19 protein-coding genes and 1 pseudogene are annotated in these 15910 nt (G+C 71.5%); 8 read left to right on the forward strand and 12 right to left on the reverse strand.

Going from position 1 to position 15910, the window contains the following annotated elements:
* Positions 1-133 precede the first annotated feature (133 nt).
* Positions 134-529: a superoxide dismutase, Ni gene (gene sodN, locus AB0F82_RS12165; RefSeq protein ID WP_030036761.1), complete on the reverse strand. Its 396-nt coding sequence runs from the start codon at positions 527-529 to the stop codon at positions 134-136.
* A 171-nt stretch (positions 530-700) separates the two neighbouring features.
* Here sodN and sodX point away from each other — a divergent pair, with 171 nt between their 5' ends.
* The gene (sodX, locus tag AB0F82_RS12170; protein ID WP_356815814.1) at positions 701-1123 is read left to right on the forward strand and encodes a nickel-type superoxide dismutase maturation protease; all 423 of its coding nucleotides are present in this window, start codon (positions 701-703) and stop codon (positions 1121-1123) included.
* Here sodX and AB0F82_RS12175 read toward each other — a convergent pair.
* A complete protein-coding gene (locus tag AB0F82_RS12175; RefSeq protein ID WP_356815815.1) occupies positions 1027-1656 on the reverse strand; it encodes a CGNR zinc finger domain-containing protein in 630 nt (209 codons plus the stop codon). The genes sodX and AB0F82_RS12175 overlap by 97 nt on opposite strands.
* Before the next feature lie 109 nt (positions 1657-1765).
* Here AB0F82_RS12175 and AB0F82_RS12180 point away from each other — a divergent pair, with 109 nt between their 5' ends.
* Complete coding sequence (locus AB0F82_RS12180) at positions 1766-2548, forward strand: class I SAM-dependent methyltransferase (protein WP_362626604.1); 783 nt, start codon at positions 1766-1768, stop codon at positions 2546-2548.
* A 106-nt stretch (positions 2549-2654) separates the two neighbouring features.
* Here the strand turns inward: AB0F82_RS12180 and AB0F82_RS12185 are convergent, their stop codons facing one another.
* From AB0F82_RS12185 to AB0F82_RS12195, 3 genes are read right to left on the reverse strand one after another with little or no spacing between them, the layout of a single operon-like run.
* Positions 2655-3416: an amino acid ABC transporter ATP-binding protein gene (locus AB0F82_RS12185; protein WP_356815816.1), complete on the reverse strand. Its 762-nt coding sequence runs from the start codon at positions 3414-3416 to the stop codon at positions 2655-2657.
* Positions 3416-4357, reverse strand: a complete 942-nt coding sequence (locus AB0F82_RS12190; protein ID WP_390077715.1) for an amino acid ABC transporter permease — start codon at positions 4355-4357, stop codon at positions 3416-3418. Before AB0F82_RS12190 ends, AB0F82_RS12185 begins: the two co-directional genes overlap by 1 nt.
* 39 nt (positions 4358-4396) lie before the next feature.
* The gene (locus AB0F82_RS12195) at positions 4397-5359 is read right to left on the reverse strand and encodes an ABC transporter substrate-binding protein (RefSeq protein ID WP_356815818.1); all 963 of its coding nucleotides are present in this window, start codon (positions 5357-5359) and stop codon (positions 4397-4399) included.
* Between the two features lie 526 nt (positions 5360-5885).
* On the opposite strand from AB0F82_RS12195, the gene AB0F82_RS12200 reads away from it, so the two are divergent.
* Positions 5886-7088 (forward strand): NAD(P)-dependent malic enzyme, encoded by a 1203-nt coding sequence (locus AB0F82_RS12200; RefSeq protein WP_356815819.1) that lies wholly within the window; start codon positions 5886-5888, stop codon positions 7086-7088.
* A gap of 198 nt (positions 7089-7286) precedes the next feature.
* Here AB0F82_RS12200 and AB0F82_RS12205 read toward each other — a convergent pair whose 3' ends face one another.
* Complete coding sequence (locus AB0F82_RS12205) at positions 7287-7454, reverse strand: hypothetical protein (protein ID WP_362626146.1); 168 nt, start codon at positions 7452-7454, stop codon at positions 7287-7289.
* Positions 7455-7568: 114 nt separating this feature from the next.
* Here AB0F82_RS12205 and AB0F82_RS12210 point away from each other — a divergent pair, with 114 nt between their 5' ends.
* From AB0F82_RS12210 to AB0F82_RS12220, 3 genes are all read left to right on the forward strand, one after another.
* On the forward strand, positions 7569-8531 hold the full coding sequence (locus AB0F82_RS12210) for a zinc-binding dehydrogenase (protein ID WP_356815820.1): 963 nt from the start codon (positions 7569-7571) through the stop codon (positions 8529-8531).
* A 68-nt stretch (positions 8532-8599) separates the two neighbouring features.
* A complete protein-coding gene (locus tag AB0F82_RS12215) occupies positions 8600-8809 on the forward strand; it encodes a helix-turn-helix domain-containing protein (RefSeq protein ID WP_030013034.1) in 210 nt (69 codons plus the stop codon).
* Complete coding sequence (locus tag AB0F82_RS12220; RefSeq protein WP_362626150.1) at positions 8809-9381, forward strand: Clp protease N-terminal domain-containing protein; 573 nt, start codon at positions 8809-8811, stop codon at positions 9379-9381. Before AB0F82_RS12215 ends, AB0F82_RS12220 begins: the two co-directional genes overlap by 1 nt.
* A 232-nt stretch (positions 9382-9613) precedes the next feature.
* On the opposite strand, the gene AB0F82_RS12225 is transcribed toward AB0F82_RS12220, so the two are convergent.
* Together AB0F82_RS12225 and AB0F82_RS12230 are read right to left on the reverse strand one after the other, a co-directional pair.
* Positions 9614-10495 (reverse strand): PadR family transcriptional regulator, encoded by an 882-nt coding sequence (locus AB0F82_RS12225; protein WP_362626152.1) that lies wholly within the window; start codon positions 10493-10495, stop codon positions 9614-9616.
* A 1-nt stretch (position 10496) separates the two neighbouring features.
* Positions 10497-11441 carry a DUF4097 family beta strand repeat-containing protein gene (locus AB0F82_RS12230; RefSeq protein ID WP_362626155.1) on the reverse strand — a complete coding sequence of 315 codons (945 nt, stop codon included), beginning with the start codon at positions 11439-11441 and terminating at the stop codon, positions 10497-10499.
* Positions 11442-11601: 160 nt separating this feature from the next.
* Between AB0F82_RS12230 and AB0F82_RS12235 the strand changes: the two are divergent.
* Positions 11602-12434: pseudogene (locus AB0F82_RS12235) on the forward strand (hypothetical protein).
* A gap of 103 nt (positions 12435-12537) precedes the next feature.
* Here the strand turns inward: AB0F82_RS12235 and AB0F82_RS12240 are convergent.
* Positions 12538-13473 (reverse strand): LysR family transcriptional regulator, encoded by a 936-nt coding sequence (locus AB0F82_RS12240; RefSeq protein WP_362626158.1) that lies wholly within the window; start codon positions 13471-13473, stop codon positions 12538-12540.
* A gap of 210 nt (positions 13474-13683) precedes the next feature.
* Between AB0F82_RS12240 and snpA the strand changes: the two genes are divergently transcribed.
* Positions 13684-14352, forward strand: a complete 669-nt coding sequence (gene snpA / locus AB0F82_RS12245) for a snapalysin (protein ID WP_356815176.1) — start codon at positions 13684-13686, stop codon at positions 14350-14352.
* Position 14353: 1 nt separating this feature from the next.
* Here snpA and AB0F82_RS12250 read toward each other — a convergent pair whose 3' ends face one another.
* The 3 genes from AB0F82_RS12250 to AB0F82_RS12260 all read right to left on the reverse strand — a co-directional run bounded on the left by AB0F82_RS12250 (position 14354) and on the right by AB0F82_RS12260 (position 15886).
* Positions 14354-14569 (reverse strand): hypothetical protein, encoded by a 216-nt coding sequence (locus AB0F82_RS12250; protein WP_362626161.1) that lies wholly within the window; start codon positions 14567-14569, stop codon positions 14354-14356.
* Positions 14570-14606: 37 nt separating this feature from the next.
* On the reverse strand, positions 14607-15191 hold the full coding sequence (locus tag AB0F82_RS12255; RefSeq protein ID WP_362626164.1) for a dihydrofolate reductase family protein: 585 nt from the start codon (positions 15189-15191) through the stop codon (positions 14607-14609).
* A gap of 101 nt (positions 15192-15292) precedes the next feature.
* Positions 15293-15886: a GNAT family N-acetyltransferase gene (locus AB0F82_RS12260; RefSeq protein ID WP_356815179.1), complete on the reverse strand. Its 594-nt coding sequence runs from the start codon at positions 15884-15886 to the stop codon at positions 15293-15295.
* Positions 15887-15910: the final 24 nt, after the last annotated feature.

The following is a 15910-nucleotide window of genomic DNA, read 5'->3' on the forward strand; positions in this document are numbered from 1 at the left end:
CTGCGGGGGGGTGTGGCGCCCCCCGGGGGTTTGGCGGCTCGCCCCCCTCGTCCTTCTCTCACCCCCTCCCTCCCGGCCTGGCGGCCCGCGGTCCGCGATCGCGGACGGGCCCCTCTGCGCATGGAAGGGAGGCTCAGGCGGCCTTGGTCTCCCAGAAGATGCGGTCGATCTCGGCGATGAGGTCGAGGGCCTTCTGACCGGTCGCCGGGTCGTTCGACGCCTTGGCGGCCGAGAGGGCCTTCAGGGTGTCGTTGACCAGGGTGTGCAGCTGCGGGTACTTCTCGAAGTGCGGCGGCTTGAAGTAGTCGCTCCACAGCACCGAGACGTGGTGCTTGGCGAGCTCGGCGCGCTGCTCCTTGATGGTGATGGCGCGCGCGCGGAAGTCGGCGTCGTCGTTGGCCTGGTACTTCTCCTGGACGGCCTTGACGGACTCGGCCTCGATGCGGGCCTGGGCAGGGTCGTACACGCCACACGGCAGGTCGCAGTGGGCGGAGACCTTCGCCTTGGGGGCGAAGAGGCGGGAAAGCATGGAGTTTGTCCTCCTCGTGATCGTCTTCTCAAGGGGGACATTACTCGCTGGGGAACCGGATTTCGCGGGCGCCCCCATGGGCTTAGGACAAAAGTCCAGGGTCACGGCCGGACCGGTGAGCGAATGTACGGGACCGTGCGGCAGCATGCGGGAGGGACGAGGAGGACACGCATGGTGGAGAACGCGCGCCCGCGCAGGCGGTTCGAGGTGGTGGAGGTGACGGGCCCGTCGATGGTGCCCACGCTGCTGGACGGAGACCGGCTCGTGGTCCGGTACGGGGCCGCCGTCCGGCCGGGCGACATCGTGGTGCTGCGCCACCCCTTCCAGCAGGACCTGCTCGTGGTCAAGCGCGCGGTGGAGCGGCGGCCCGGCGGCTCGTGGTGGGTGCTCGGCGACAACCCGTACAACGAGACCGGCGACAGCACCGACTACGGGCCGGTGCCCGGCGAGCTGGTGCTGGCGACGGCGGTCCTGCGGTTTCGGCCGCGCGAGGAGGATCAGCGCTCGCTGAGGGCCCGGTTGTCCTGGGCGGCCTCGTCGCTGCGCGTGCTGCGGGCCGACGCCTCGGCCTCCAGGCGCTTGCGCGCGCGGTAGGCGGCCACGTTCGCCCGGGTGGCGCAGCGGTCGGAGCAGTAGCGCCGGGAGCGGTTGGTGGAGGTGTCGAGGTAGGCGTTGCGGCAGGGCGCGGCCTGGCACAGGCCGAGGCGGTCGGGGCCGTGCTCGGTGAGGGCGAAGGCCAGGCCCATGGCGGCCATGGCGGCGTAGCCGGCCGAGGCGTTGGAGGGGTGTTCGGCGAGGTGGATGTGCCAGTCGGGGCGGCCGTCGTCGTCGAGGGTCTGGTGGCCGGAGACCTGGGGGCTGACCGGGAACTCCATGAGCAGCGAGTTCAGCAGGTCGACCGCGAGGACGTGGTCGCCGCCGTCAGCGGCCTCGAAGACGGCCCGCAGCCGGCCGCGGACGTTGCGGAAGCGGGTGATGTCGGTGTCCGTGACGCGGCGGGCCATCTGCTGGCTGGCGCCGAACAGGGCGCGGACGGCGTCCACCGAAGTGAGCACGTCCTTGTTGCGGGCCGGCTCCTCGGTGTTGACCAGGCGCACGGCGAAGTCCGAGTAATGGGCCAGTTCCACTTGTAGTCCTTACGGCTGCGGATTAATGTCTCTCGTAACGGCTGAGACGTCTTCGAGGGTATTACGTAGGGAGGGGTTCGGGATGGCGGATGCGACGGACACGGCGGACATGGCGGACACGACCGACACGGCCGACGCGGGACGGACCGGTACCGACTGGCAGGCCTGGCAGGACAGCTGGGACCGCCAGCAGGAGTGGTACATGCCCGACCGCGAGGAGCGGTTCCGGGTGATGCTGGACATGGTCGAGGCACTGGTGGGACCCACCCCCCGGGTGCTGGATCTCGCATGCGGTACGGGAAGTATTACGGACCGCGTCCTCAAGCGGTTCCCGGGAGCCACCAGTACGGGCGTCGATCTCGACCCCGCGCTGTTGACCATCGCCAGGGGCCACTTCGCCGGCGACGAGCGGGTCACCTTCGTGACCGCCGACCTCAAGGACCCCGACTGGCGTGCGGCCCTCCCCCACGCCACCTACGACGCGGTCCTGACCGCCACCGCCCTGCACTGGCTGCACAGCGAGGAGCTGGCCGTGCTGTACGGGCAGCTCGCCCCGCTGCTGGCCCCCGGCGGGGTGTTCATGAACGCCGACCACATGCCCGACCCGGCCACCCCGCGCATCAACGCCGCCGAGCGCGCCCACCGGCACGCCGGCATGGACCGGGCCAAGACGGCCGGGGCGGTGGACTGGCGCGAGTGGTGGGCCCTGGCCGCCGCCGAGCCGGCGCTGGCCGAGCCCACCGCCCGCCGCTTCGAGATCTACGGGGAGCACGCCGACGGCGACACCCCCTCCGCGGCCTGGCACGCCGAGGCGCTGCGCGCCGCGGGTTTCGCGGAGGCCCGTACGGTCTGGCGCTCGCCCTCGGACGCACTGGTCCTAGGTCTGAAGTAGGGAATCCGGAGGACCCGGGAAGAACAGTGGCGGAAAGGCAGAGGGGCGGTACGGATTCCCGTACCGCCCCTCGGCCGTGTCCACGTGCGGCGCCCGGCGCCGCCGACTACAGCACCTTGGAGAGGAATGCCTTCGTCCGGTCGTGCTGGGGGTTGCCCAGGACGTCGCGCGGGTGGCCCGACTCCACGACGACGCCGCCGTCCATGAAGACGAGGTTGTCGCCGACCTCGCGGGCGAAGCCCATCTCGTGCGTGACCACGATCATGGTCATGCCCGAGTCGGCGAGGTCTCGCATGACGTCCAGGACGTCACCGACCAGCTCCGGGTCGAGGGCGGAGGTGGGCTCGTCGAAGAGCATCAGCTTCGGCTCCATGGCCAGCGCGCGGGCGATTGCCACACGCTGCTGCTGGCCGCCGGAGAGCTGGGTGGGGTAGTTCCCGCCCTTGTCCCCCAGGCCGACCCGGTCCAGCAGCCGGACGGCCCGCTCGCGCGCCACCGCCTTGGACTCGCCCTTGACCATGACGGGGGCTTCCATGACGTTCTCTATGGCCGTCATGTGCGGGAACAGGTTGAAGCGCTGGAAGACCATGCCGATGTCCCGGCGCTGCGCCGCGACCTCGCTGTCCTTGAGCTCGTAGAGCTTGTCGCCCTTCTGGCGGTAGCCGACGAGGTCCCCGTCGACGTACAGCCGGCCGGCGTTGATCTGCTCCAGGTGGTTGATGCACCGCAGGAACGTCGACTTGCCGGAGCCGGACGGGCCGACCAGGCAGAAGACCTCACGCGGGGCGACCTCCAGGTCGATGCCCTTGAGGATGTGCGCCGCACCGTAGGACTTGTGGACGCCCTCGGCCTTCACCATGGCAGTCATCAGGCCACCGCCTTGCTGTTCGAGAAGCTGGACAGCTTCGCCTTGATCTTCTGCAGCGGCGTCGGCGGCAGCGAACGGAGCGCACCGCGGGCGTAGCGGCGCTCCAGGTAGTACTGGCCGACGCTGAACACGCTGGTCAGGGCGAGGTACCAGATCGAGGCGACGAAGAACATCTCCATCACCGCGAACGAGGTCGAGGCGATGTCCTGGGCCGCGCGCAGCAGGTCGAAGTACTGCACGGCCACGACCAGCGACGAGGTCTTGAGCATGTTGATGAACTCGTTGCCCGTCGGCGGCACGATCACCCGCATGGCCTGCGGCAGGACGACGCGGCGCATGGTCTGCGTCCGGGTCATGCCCAGCGCGTGCGAGGCCTCGGTCTGGCCCTCGTCGACCGACTGGATGCCGGCACGGACGATCTCCGCCATGTACGCGCCCTCGTTGAGGCCGAGACCCAGCAGCGCCGCCAGGAACGGCGTCATGACCTGGGTCATCTCGTCCTTGTAGAACCCGAGGTTCAGGATCGGGAAGATCAGGGCGAGGTTGAACCAGATGAGGAGCTGCACGTACACCGGGGTGCCGCGGAAGAGCCAGATGTAGAACCAGGCGATGGTGCTGGTCACCGGGTTCTTCGAGAGGCGCATGACGGCGAACAGGACGCCGAGCGCCAGGCCCAGGGCCATGGCGGTGACGCTGATCCAGATCGTGTTGACGACTCCTCGCAGGATCGAGGGGTCGAACAGCTTCTCCGGCACGGTCTCCCAGCGCACGTTGCCCTGGGAGAAGGCGACGATGAGCGCCACGACCAGACCGATGACGACCACGGCACTGATCCAGCGGCCGTAGTGGCGGACCGGAATGGCACGGATCGCCTCGGGGGGTACGGCCCCGGCCGGCGGGGTGTCCGCCGGACCCGGGTCCTTGTCGAGCTTGTCAGTCACAGTGACTGCCCTTCAGTGTGCTGCGGTGGTACGCGGAGGTCAGGAACCGGCGTTGATCTTGGCCTCGGTCACGGCGCCGGAACCAGCGTTCCACTTGTCCAGGGCGGCCTTGTAGGTGCCGTCCTTGATGATCGCGTCGAGGGCTTCCTTGAGCGCGTCACGCAGCTCGGTGTTCTTCTTGTCCACCGCGATGCCGAAGAGGCCGGCGTCGGTCGGGTTGGCGATGGCCTCGAAGTCGTTGCCGCCGCCGGCGGTCTGCGCGATGTACGCGGCGACCGGGGAGTCGTTCAGGTCGGCGGCGGCGCCACCGGCCTTCACGCGGGTCTGGGCCTCGGCGTCGGTCGGGAAGGACTCGATCTTCAGCTCGCCCTTGCCGTCCGTCTTGCACTTCTCGGCCTGGGTCTTCGCGGACTCCTCGTACGTGGTGCCGCGCTGCACGGCGACCGTCTTGCCGCACAGGTCGTCGAGGGTCTTGATGCCCTCCGGGTTGCCCTTCTTGACCAGGATGCCGGTCGAGGCGGAGAAGTAGTCGACGAAGTCGACACCGGCACCGGTCTTGGCGCCCTTGTCGTCCAGGCCCTCCTGACGGGCCTTGGTGTCGGTGAGGGAGGACATGACCAGGTCGCTGCGGCCGGTCTGCATGCTGCCGATCAGCGTGTCGAAGGTGCCCGACTCGAACTTGAACTGGACGCCGAGCTGCTTGCTCAGGGCCGCCGCGACGTCGGGGTCGACGCCGACGATCTTGCCGCCCTCGGTGAACTCCATCGGCGCGTAGGTCGCGTCGGTGCCGACCTTGATCACACCGGCGTCCTGGATCTTCTTCGGGAGCTTCGAGAAGAGCGGCGCGCTGCTGTTGTTCGCCGCACCCGACGGGGTCGAGGTCGCCTTGTCGGTCTGGTCGCCACAGCCGGTGAGGATCAGGGCGCCGGCGACCGCGATCGCGCCGACCGCGGCGATCCGGGACCGGGCGGCGGTCGTACGACGGGTGGTGCTTGCGGTCATGGCTTCGTTCCTCCGACAGGGGTGGAAAAGCATCGAAAAACGGTCGGACACGCACCATCGAGTGTCGCGACCTTGTGTGATTACGGCATCTTGCCATTCGGACTGAGACATTCAGGCTGCCCGTCAGGTCAAAATCGCATAACGGGCGCCCGGGGTAGGCCAACAGGACTGCGGGGAAGGGGGTTCAAGGCCGCAGATACTGCTGTGACCAGGCCTTTTGGGCGCAGTTTCTCCGGAGCGTCTCGCCCACCGGACGGCAAGGTTTGGACTTTTCGCCAAAAGGCGGGCAAGTGACCTACGGTTGAGCCGGAATCGACTCGTCTGAGCGAGCGTTCTTCGGGTAGAACAGATCCTTACACCCCTCATCCGGGGCTCAGGGCGCGCGTGCGGCGCGCCCGCGCGTACGAACCTCCCCTTCGCGGAGACGGGCCAACCGTCGATGCGGAGTACGGACGCGGTGCCCGCCCACCCCTTAACCAGGAGTGGCCACCCTCAACGAACAAAAGGAATTAAGGGGTCACACGAAGTGGCAGCGGAGATCGTCAACCCTCGCAGCGACAGTGCGACGGACAACAACCCCGACGCGGTGTTCGCACTGCACCGGGGCGGCAAGATGGCCATCCAGGCCACGGTTCCGGTCAATGACAAGGACGACCTGTCCCTGGCGTACACCCCGGGCGTGGCGAAGGTGTGCACCGCCATCGCCGAGCAGCCGGAGCTGGTGAACGAGTACACGTGGAAGTCGAACGTGGTCGCCGTCGTCACCGACGGTACGGCCGTGCTCGGCCTCGGTGACATCGGCCCGGAAGCCTCCCTCCCCGTGATGGAGGGCAAGGCCATCCTCTTCAAGCAGTTCGGTGGTGTGGACGCGGTTCCGATCGCGCTCGCCACCAAGGACACGGACGAGATCGTCGAGACGGTCATCCGTCTGGCGCCGTCCTTCGGCGGGGTGAACCTGGAGGACATCTCCGCGCCCCGCTGCTTCGAGATCGAGCGGCGCCTCCAGGAGGCGCTGGACATCCCGATCTTCCACGACGACCAGCACGGCACGGCCATCGTGACGCTGGCCGCGCTGCGCAACGCCGCCAAGCTCACCGGTCGCACCCTCGGCGACCTGCGCGCCGTGATCGCGGGCGCGGGCGCGGCGGGCATCGCCATCGCCAAGATCCTGGTCGACGCGGGCATCGGCGACGTCTGCGTCACCGACCGCAAGGGCGTCGTGTCCGCCGACCGCTCCGACCTGACGGACGTCAAGGCGGAGATCGCGGCCCTGACCAACAAGACGGGCCAGACCGGCTCGCTGGAGCAGGCCCTGTCCGGCGCGGACGTGTTCATCGGCGTCTCCGGCGGCTCCGTCGCCGAGGAGGCGGTGGCGACCATGGCGAAGGACGCGTTCGTCTTCGCCATGGCCAACCCGACCCCGGAGGTCCACCCGGACGTCGCGCACAAGTACGCGGCGGTCGTGGCCACGGGCCGCTCGGACTTCCCGAACCAGATCAACAACGTGCTGGCGTTCCCGGGCATCTTCGCGGGTGCCTTCAAGGTGCGCGCCACCCGGATCACCGAGGGCATGAAGATCGCCGCCGCCGACGCCATCGCGGGTGTCGTGGGTGACGAGCTCGCCGCCGACTACGTGATCCCGTCGCCGTTCGACGAGCGCGTCGCGACGGCCGTGGCCGCGGCGGTCGCCGCCGCCGCGAAGGCGGACGGCGTGGCCCGCCTGGTCTGACCGAGACCCGGCAGTGCGCGAGGAGGCCCGACCGGATCCACTCCGGCCGGGCCTCCTCGCGTAAACGCTTCGGCTCGGTGGGCGCCCCGGTCGAGCCGGATCCGCGCCGCCGGGAAGACGGCGGCGACGGACGGCCGGAGCGCGTAGCGGGCCCCGACGCCCACCCCCTGCTCCCACGAGGTGGAGAGGAGTGCGGGTTCACCTCGCGGGCGGGGCGCCGAGCACCTGCTGGTCCAGCTCCGCGGAGGTGACCTGCGCGCCGGGGTGCTCGATGAGGTGGTCCGGGACGCGGCGGGCGTCGTTGGTGCCCTGTGCCCGGAGCGTCGCCGGGCAGCGGTGGGTCGGGCCGCCGTCCGCGGCGCCCACGGCGCCTCGTCATGGGCAGCAGCCCCTGTCGGCCTACGAGGACTCGATCGGCCGGGCGGCCGTGTGACGGGAACGGGGGTGGTTGCGCGGGCTACCGAGCGGTAGCGTCGCGGCATGTTCGCTGCCTATGCCGCCCGAATCGACCGTGACCAGCCGCTGAACGGCCTTGTGCTGGGCGATCGCCCCGCCCCGCAGGCCCGCCCCGGCTGGGTGACCGTGAACGTCAAGGCCGCCTCCCTCAACCACCACGACCTGTGGTCGCTGCGCGGGGTGGGCCTCGGCGAGGAGAGCCTCCCGATGATCCTCGGCTGCGACGCGGCCGGGACCGACCAGGACGGCAACGAGGTCGTCCTGCACTCCGTGATCGGCCAGAGCGGCCATGGGGTGGGGCCGGACGAGCCCCGCTCCATCCTCACCGAGCGCTACCAGGGGACTTTCGCCGAGCAGGTGACCGTCCCCGCCTGGAACGTCCTGCGCAAGCCCGCCGAGCTGTCCTTCGAGGAGGCCGCCTGCCTTCCGACGGCCTGGCTGACGGCCTACCGGATGCTCTTCACCAACGCCGGGGTCCGCCCCGGGGACTCCGTCCTGGTCCAGGGCGCCGGCGGCGGTGTCGCGACCGCCGCGATCGCCCTCGGCAAGGCGGCGGGCCTGCGGGTCTACGCCACCAGCCGCGACGAGGCCAAGCGCAAGCGGGCCGTGGAGCTCGGCGCGGTGGAGGCGTTCGAGCCGGGCGCTCGGCTGCCGCAGCGGGTGGACGCGGTGATCGAGACCGTGGGCGCGGCCACCTGGTCCCACTCGGTGAAGTCCCTGCGCCCCGGCGGCACCCTGGTGATCTCCGGCGCCACGAGCGGCGACCGCCCGGCGCACGCCGAGCTGACCCGAATCTTCTTCCTGGAGCTGAAGGTCGTGGGCTCGACCATGGGCTCGAAGGACGAGCTGGAGGACCTCCTCGCCTTCTGCGCCACGACCGGGCTGCGTCCGGTGATCGACGAGGTGCTGCCGCTGGACCGGGCGAGGGAGGGGTTCGAGAAGCTCGCGTCGGGCGACCTCTTCGGCAAGATCGTCCTCAAGCCCTGACCTCCGGGGCCCGGCCCGATGTCAACAGGGGTTGACATCACCTCTCGCGTCAACCTACATTGACATGCATGACGGAAGCGACCGATCTCGCCGAACGGGCAGGTGACCGGGACCCACGCGTGGGCCTGCGTGCCGTGGCCGCCCTCCGCAGACTGCTGGAGCAGCTGGAGGCCGTGCAGGTACGCAGCGCCCGCGCGCAGGGGTGGTCCTGGCAGGAGATCGCGGCCGAGCTGGGCGTGAGCCGGCAGGCCGTGCACAAGAAGTACGGGAGGCTCTGATGTTCGAACGCTTCACCCGCGACGCCCGGTCGACCGTGACCGGGGCGGTGGCCGAGGCCCGGCAGGCCGGAGCCGCCACGGTCACCGAGGAGCACCTGCTGCTGTCCCTGTTGGCCCTGGGCACCCTGGAACCCCTCGGAGTCGACCGCGCGGCGGTGGCCGCCGACCTCGCGGCGGCCCGCCGCCGGGGCGGGATGTCCCGGGCGGACGAGGAGGCGCTGGCCGGACTCGGCATCGACCTCACCGAGATCGTCTCCCGGATCGAGGAGGCCCACGGCGAAGGCGTCCTCGCGGCCCCCGCGCCGCGCCGGCGGACCCTGGGCGCCTCGCTCCGCTCGGCCCTGGGACGTACGCAGCCGGACGATCGCGGCGGCCACCACCACGTGCCCTTCACCAAGGGCTCCAAGAAGGTCCTGGAGCAGTCCCTCCGCATCGCCCTGGGCCGCAAGGACAACCACATCGGCACCCTGCACCTCCTCCTGGCCCTGCTCTCCCGCCCCGGCACGCCCTCCGAGGTCCTGACGGACCACGGCATCACCTACACGGCGGCGGAAGCGACCCTGGCGGCGTAGCCGCCGGCGCCGTTCCAGCCCCGCCGGCGTTTGAGGCGCGGGGTCCGGGGCGGCGCCCCGACCTCTGGCCTCTTCGCCGCGCGGCACCGTTCCGGTCTCAACGGCCTTCCCGGCGCGGGTCCGGGGCGCGCCCCGGCAGGAGGAGGAGCCTCGACAGGGCGGCGGCGCCGTGCCGGCCCCGCCGGCGTCGAGGGGTCCGGGGCGGCGCCCCGGCAGGGGTGGCGGGGGCCGGTTAGGGCCTGGAGCCGAACGTCGCTCCCAGACGGGCAGCGGCGTCCGCGAGGTGGTCGCGGGCCTCGGCCACCCGGGCCGCGGTCACCCCGTGGTCCCGCGCAGCGTCCCGCACCTCGTCGCGGAAGCGGTCCAGCAGCCGGTCCAGGTCCCGCGCCGGGTCACCGGTGGCCGACAGGTCCCCGGCCCAGCCCGACGGCTGGTCCGACGGCCGGTCCGCGCCCGAGCCGTGCGTGCCGCCGAGCCAGGCTCCGGCCAGACTGCCCAGCACGCCGCCGGACTTGGCGAACTGCTCCTGGAGCTGGCCCGCGATGCGCTGGACCTCCTCGCGGGCCCGGTCCTGGGCCTCCTTCGCCTGGCGGCGGGCCGCCTGCGCCTCCTCACGGGCCCGGCGGCTCTCGTCCTTCGCCCGGCGGGCCTGTTCCTTCCACTCCTGCCTGGCCTTGCGCAGCTCCTCCTTGGCCGCCTGCCAGGAGTCGTCCTCGCCCACCTGGGTCGCCGACGCGGAGGCCGCCGCCCGCATCTCGCGCCGCAGGTCCCCCGCCGCGCCCCGGACGTCGCTGCGGATCTCGGCGGCCAGTTCGGTGACCGAGTCGCGGATCTCCAGCTCCAGGTCCGCCAGCTCGCCGCTGCGGTCGGCCAGTTCGGCGCGGCCCGCCTCGGTGATGGAGTACACCTTGCGCCCGCCCTCGGTGGCGTAGGTGACCAGGCCCTCCGCCTCCAACTTGGACAGGCGCGGGTACACCGTGCCCGCGGAGGGGGCGTAGAGGCCCTGGAAGCGCTCCTCCAGCAGGCGGATCACCTCGTACCCGTGGCGCGGCGCCTCGTCGAGCAGTTTGAGGAGGTAGAGGCGGAGGCGGCCGTGGGCGAAGACGGGCGGCATGTCAGAGCACCTTCTTGTCGAGCGCGAGGGGAGCGGCGGGTGCGTCGGCGTCGGCCTTCGGGCGGCGCAGCAGCGCGATGGCCCCGGAGACCGTGGTGGCCCGCAGGGTGCCGGCGCCTGACCCGAGCGTGCCGGTGATCCGCTTGGTGCCGAGCTGGCCGGAGACGCGCAGGTCCTCGAAGGCGTTGGAGACGCCGCCGGTGGCGGTGTTGGCCTCGACGCGGGCGTCAGCGGGGTGCGGGAGGCGGATCGCGACCTCGCCGGAGACGGAGTTGAGGGCGATGTCCACGGGGCGCGCTGCGCCCGGGCCGGGGTCCAGGTCGATCAGCATGTCGCCGCTGACCGAGTCGGCCCGCACGCTCACGCCCCCGCCGTCGACGACGGTCAGGCCGCCGGAGACGGAGTGGAAGCCGAGGTCGCCGGTGACGGACTGGGCCTCGACGCTGCCCGAGACGGTGTGCGCCTTGACCCGGCCGGACAGTGCGACGAGCGTGGCGTCACCGGAGACCCCCTTGACGTCGGTGGCGGCGGAGATGCCGGAGACGAATGCGGTGGCGTCGACCGTGGCCACGTGGACGCGGGTGGCGGCCGGCACGGTGAGGGTCACCGCCGCGCGGCGCTCCCACGCCTTGCGGCGGGAGGAGGAGGAACCGGACCAGGCCTTCCAGGGCTTGTCCTCGAACCACTGCTTGAGGCCCTGGGAGCCGTTCCAGGGCAGGTCCTCGTAGGAGACGGTGAGGACGCCGTCCTCCTGCACGACGTACAGCGGCGGTCCGTCGACCTCGGTCACCTCCAGGCGGGCCGGGCCCGCCTCGGCGGCGACCACGTTCACCGTTCCGCTGACGACGCGCACGCGGAGCTCGGTCACCGGCTCCTCGAAGGTGAGCTTCTGCGGTTCGGCGAAGTGCCACGTCGACCGCGACGGCTGGGACGACTGCTCTGCCATGGTGCTGATCCTCCTCGTGCGTTCACGGATCGGGCTCGACGCACGCAACATATCGCGTCTTCTCCAGAACACGATATATCGCGGGTTGGCGAAGTCAAGAGTGGGGTCGCAGTGCTGCCGAAATCCGCCATTTGGGGGCGTTTTGCCTTAGCGTGTGAGCATGTCAATTTCCAGGACCCCGGTCGGCGGGATGCTGCTCTGCCGCACCGCACCGCTCGTCGCCCGCTCCCCCGCGCACCTGCTGCGCGTGTGCCTGCTGCTCGCCCCCGCGGGCGACTGGACCGTGCTCGTTCCCGAGGACAAGCCGTGGCTCGGCGGCGGGGAGAGCGTGGCCGAGGTGTTCTCCGGCTGGGGCTCGGCGATCGCGCTCGGCACCGACTGGCCCGTGCTGGGTCTGTGGTGGGAGGGCGGCCGTGCCGGCTTCTCGCTGGCCGGCGGCTTCCGGCGGACCGTCGCCCAGGAATGGGACGCGGCCGGACGGCCGGCGGGCGAGCCCGACGCGATGCGGACCCTGGCGGCGCGGCTCGGACTGGATCCCGTCCTGGTCCGGGAGGAGCTGGAGCGGCTCACCCGCCCCGACCCCGGGCCGGACGTGGACGGCGGGACCCGGCTGCGCGGGCTGGTCGCGCTGCTGACGTGCGCCGGGCTGGCCCTGCCGCCCGGGCTGACGCCGGGCGAACCGGCCGACCGGCTGCGGGGCGCGGCCCGGGAGGCGCCCGGCGTCGAGACGGTGGAGTGGTCGGGCCGGCGCGACGCCGTGCGGGCCCGGCTCGACGCGGTGGAGGCGGGCCCGCTGGGCCCCTGGACCACGACCCGAAGGCCCGGCTGCTGGGCGCGGCCCAGGTCGCGGCGGGGGCTCCGCTGCTGGTGTGGGCGGCCCGGCGCCGGAGCCCGGCTTGCGCCGCGGCGGGCGCCCTCCTGCTGGCCCGGGGGACCCTCTCACTGGCCTACGACCGGGCACGCGCGCGCCGCTGGGGAGTGTCGTCAAAGTAGCGTCGGCCGCCTGAAGGGCGGGGCCGCCGGCCATACGGGAGTTTGACGACACGACCCAGGGCGTGTCTTTCGGATCTTGACGAGCCCGCCCTGTCCGCAGGGTTCAGGCCGCCTCCAACAGGGGGCTCGCGTGGTGGTGCAGCCACGCCCGGTACGGAGGTGTGCGCAGGGCGGCCTCGCGGTAGGCCTCGCGGAGGTCCTCGTAGACCTCGGCGTGCGCGCCGGGACGGGTGGCCAGCAGCAGCCGCACGGCGAGGGGGTCCCCGCACAGCGGCCGGATCGCCATGTCCTCGCGCGGCCCGGAGGTGGGCTGGCAGGGGGCGACCGCCTCGCCGGAGATGATCAGCGAGGTCGCCGTGTGGTAGTCGGTGTGCAGTACCGGCGGGTCGAGCCCGGCCCCGGCGAAGACCCGGCGCAGGCCGTCCCATTCACCGTCGACCGACGGGTCGACCGCCCAGCGGTCGGCGGCCAGGTCCCGTAAGGAGACGATCTCCTGCCCCGCCGCGGGGTGATCCCTCGGCATCGAGACGAACTGCGGCTCGCGCTCCATCAGCACGTGCGTCTGGAGCCCCTCGGGCACCCGCAGCGGGCTGCCCTCCACCTCGTGCACGAACGCCACGTCCAGCTGCCCCGCCGCGACCATCCTGAGCAGCGCGTTCGCGGAGACGTCCACCAGGAGCGAGGTCTCGGTGTCCGGCAGTCGCCGGTGCAGCCGGCGCAGCCACCCCGGCAGGGCCCTGCTGGCCGTCGATCCGATGCGCAGCCGCGGGCCGTGGGCCTGCGCACGGGCCTCCGCCACCAGGGCGGCCATGTCGGCGAGAAGCGGCCGGGCCCGGCCCAGTACGGTGCGACCGAAAGGGGTGGGCCGGCAGCCGGTCCGCTCGCGCAGGAACAGCTCGCCGTCCAGGGCCCGTTCGATCCGGCGCAACTGGGTCGTCAACGAGGGCTGGCTCACGCCGAGTTGCCGGGCAGCCTTGTGCAGACTGCCGGTGTCGGCGATGGCGCACAGCGCGCGCAGGTGCCTGACCTCAAGCTCCATGCCCCGAGGGTAGGCCGGGCCCGTGGACCGCACCAGCCACCGATAGCCCCCCGAATCCCGCCATTCTCACGCTAGTTGGGCTGTCGAAATCTTCCCGATAGGCCGGCGCTATCGGCCAGTGACATCATCCGCGGGCCAGTTCCGCTCCCGCAGACTCCGGTACCGAAAGACCCACCCCCCACCGCACCGGATGAGTAGGAGCTCCCCCACATGCGCCACTCCCGTAAGGCCGTGCTGGCGACCGCCGTCGGCATCGGTCTCGCCGCCACCCTCGGCGCCGTCCCCACCGCCGCCGCCGCACCCGCCCCCGTCGGCAATGCCGCGAGCTTCGCCGCGTACGAGCGTTCGCCGGAGAACGAGGCCGCCAACCGGGCCTTCTTCGAGGCCGTGCAGCGCTCGGTCGCCGAGCAGCGCGCCGCGAACCCGGGCGCCCTCGCCGTCACCGTCACGTACAACACCCGCAACGCGCCGAGCTTCCGTACCCAGATAGCCAACTCCACCCGCATCTGGAACAGCTCCGTGAGCAACGTGAAGCTGCAGGAGGTGTCCTCCGGCGGGAACTTCTCATACCGCGAGGGCAACGACTCGCGCGGCTCGTACGCGAGCACCGACGGGCACGGCCGGGGCTACATCTTCCTCGACTACCGGCAGAACCAGCAGTACAACTCCACCCGGGTGACCTCGCACGAGACCGGCCACGTGCTGGGCCTGCCGGACCACTACTCGGGCCCGTGCAGCGAGCTGATGTCGGGCGGCGGCCCGGGCACCTCGTGCCAGAACGCCACCCCGAACTCCGCCGAGCGGGCGCGCGTCAACCAGCTGTGGGCCAACGGCTTCGCCTCCGGCCTGGGCACGAAGGAACTCGCGCCCACGGGCTGAGTCACCGCTCCTCGTGCTCCTCGTGCTCCTCGTCCGCGTATTCCGTGCAGTCGGGGTTCCGGCAGGGACCCCGGCTCCACACCGGGACGAAGACCCCGAGGGACTTGCGCCGCCTGACCACCGTGTCGACGCGGCGCCCGCACGCCGGGCACGTCTGCTGTTCGTGCCCGGCCTGCGGGGCCACCCTCGCGTGCGCGTGCTGCTCTTCACCGGCCATACCTCCACGGTAGGCCGGTTTTCGCACGTTCGTCGGGTCAGACCTTGCGGACGTAGGTGCTGACGATCTGGCCTCCGCCGAGGGTCGTGACCCCGGTCAGCTCCAGGGGGCGCACGCCGAAGCCGGCCCGGGACATCGGCATGCCGGTGCCCGCGAAGACCGGGTAGGTCTTGACGACGAACTCGTCGATCTCGTCGATCAGCTGGGTGGCGAGATCGGCGCCGCCGCAGAGCCAGATGCCGAGGCCGTCGCGGGCCTTGAGCTCACGGACCCTGGCCGCCAGGTCCCCGCTGATCAGCCGGACCTGCGGGTCGGGCGCAGTGGCGAGGGAGCGCGAGACGACGTACTGCTCGGGCAGGTGGCCGTAGGGGCTGGTCATGCCGGCCTTGAGGCCCGGCTCGTAGGTGCGCCGCCCCATGAGGACCGCGTCGAAGCGCTTCGGAGGCAGGTCGGCGATGCCGAGGTGCTCGCGGCCGAGGGCGGCGATGGTCTCCGGGTACTCGGCCTTGAGGTACTCGGTGAACTCGTGGTCCACGTGACTGTAGAAGAAGTCGCCGTCGCCGTCCGGGGCACCGATGAACCCGTCGACGGTGGTGGCGATGAAGTACGTGAGCTTGCGCAAGCGATTCTCTTCCGTCCGACAGTGCCACCGCACCGGGGCACGTCGAGTAAAGTACTTCACCTGAAGTGGTCACGCAAGCCCTCGTTCCTCCTGGGGACGGCTCAGCCCCTCGGCTTGCGCCACATCGGCCACATCAGGGGCCCGTCCGGCAGCCGTACCGCCTCACCGGTGCACTCCCAGCCGAGCCGCTCGTACAGGCCCTTGCTGCGCTCACTGCTCGCCTCCAGGTACGCCGGCACGCCCTCGCGGTCGCAGCGCTCCAGCACCGGCCGCATCAGCTCGGTACCCAGCCCCTCCCCCTGCCGGCCCGGGGCGACCGCGATCATGAGCAGGTACTCGTGCTCCTCCGAGGTCGGGTGCACCGCGCCCGTCAGCCGCCCGACCAGCTCGCACCGCTCGTTGTCCGGGTCGGCCACGGCCCGCATCCTCGCCGGCACCTCGTCCTCGCCCTCCGGCTCGCCCGCGGGGATCCGCAGCCACAGCGCCGCAGCCGAGCCGTCCACGGCGTAGTCGATCCGACCCTCGGCCAGCGCGACGTCCACGAAGACGCCCAGGAACCTTCCGTGCACGGCGGCCCGGTGCTCCGGGTCGGGGAAGACCCAGCTGCTCACCGGGTCGGTGCGGAAGGCCTCGTCGAGCAGCCCCGCCACCGCGTCCCGGTCCGACTGATCCGCCTGACGTATCTCCAGCGCCACTGGTCACACCCTTCGCTCACGTGT

Origin of the sequence: Streptomyces virginiae (assembly GCF_040638905.1) — a bacterium.
In the GTDB taxonomy this organism is placed as follows: Bacteria; Actinomycetota; Actinomycetes; order Streptomycetales; family Streptomycetaceae; genus Streptomyces; species Streptomyces virginiae_B.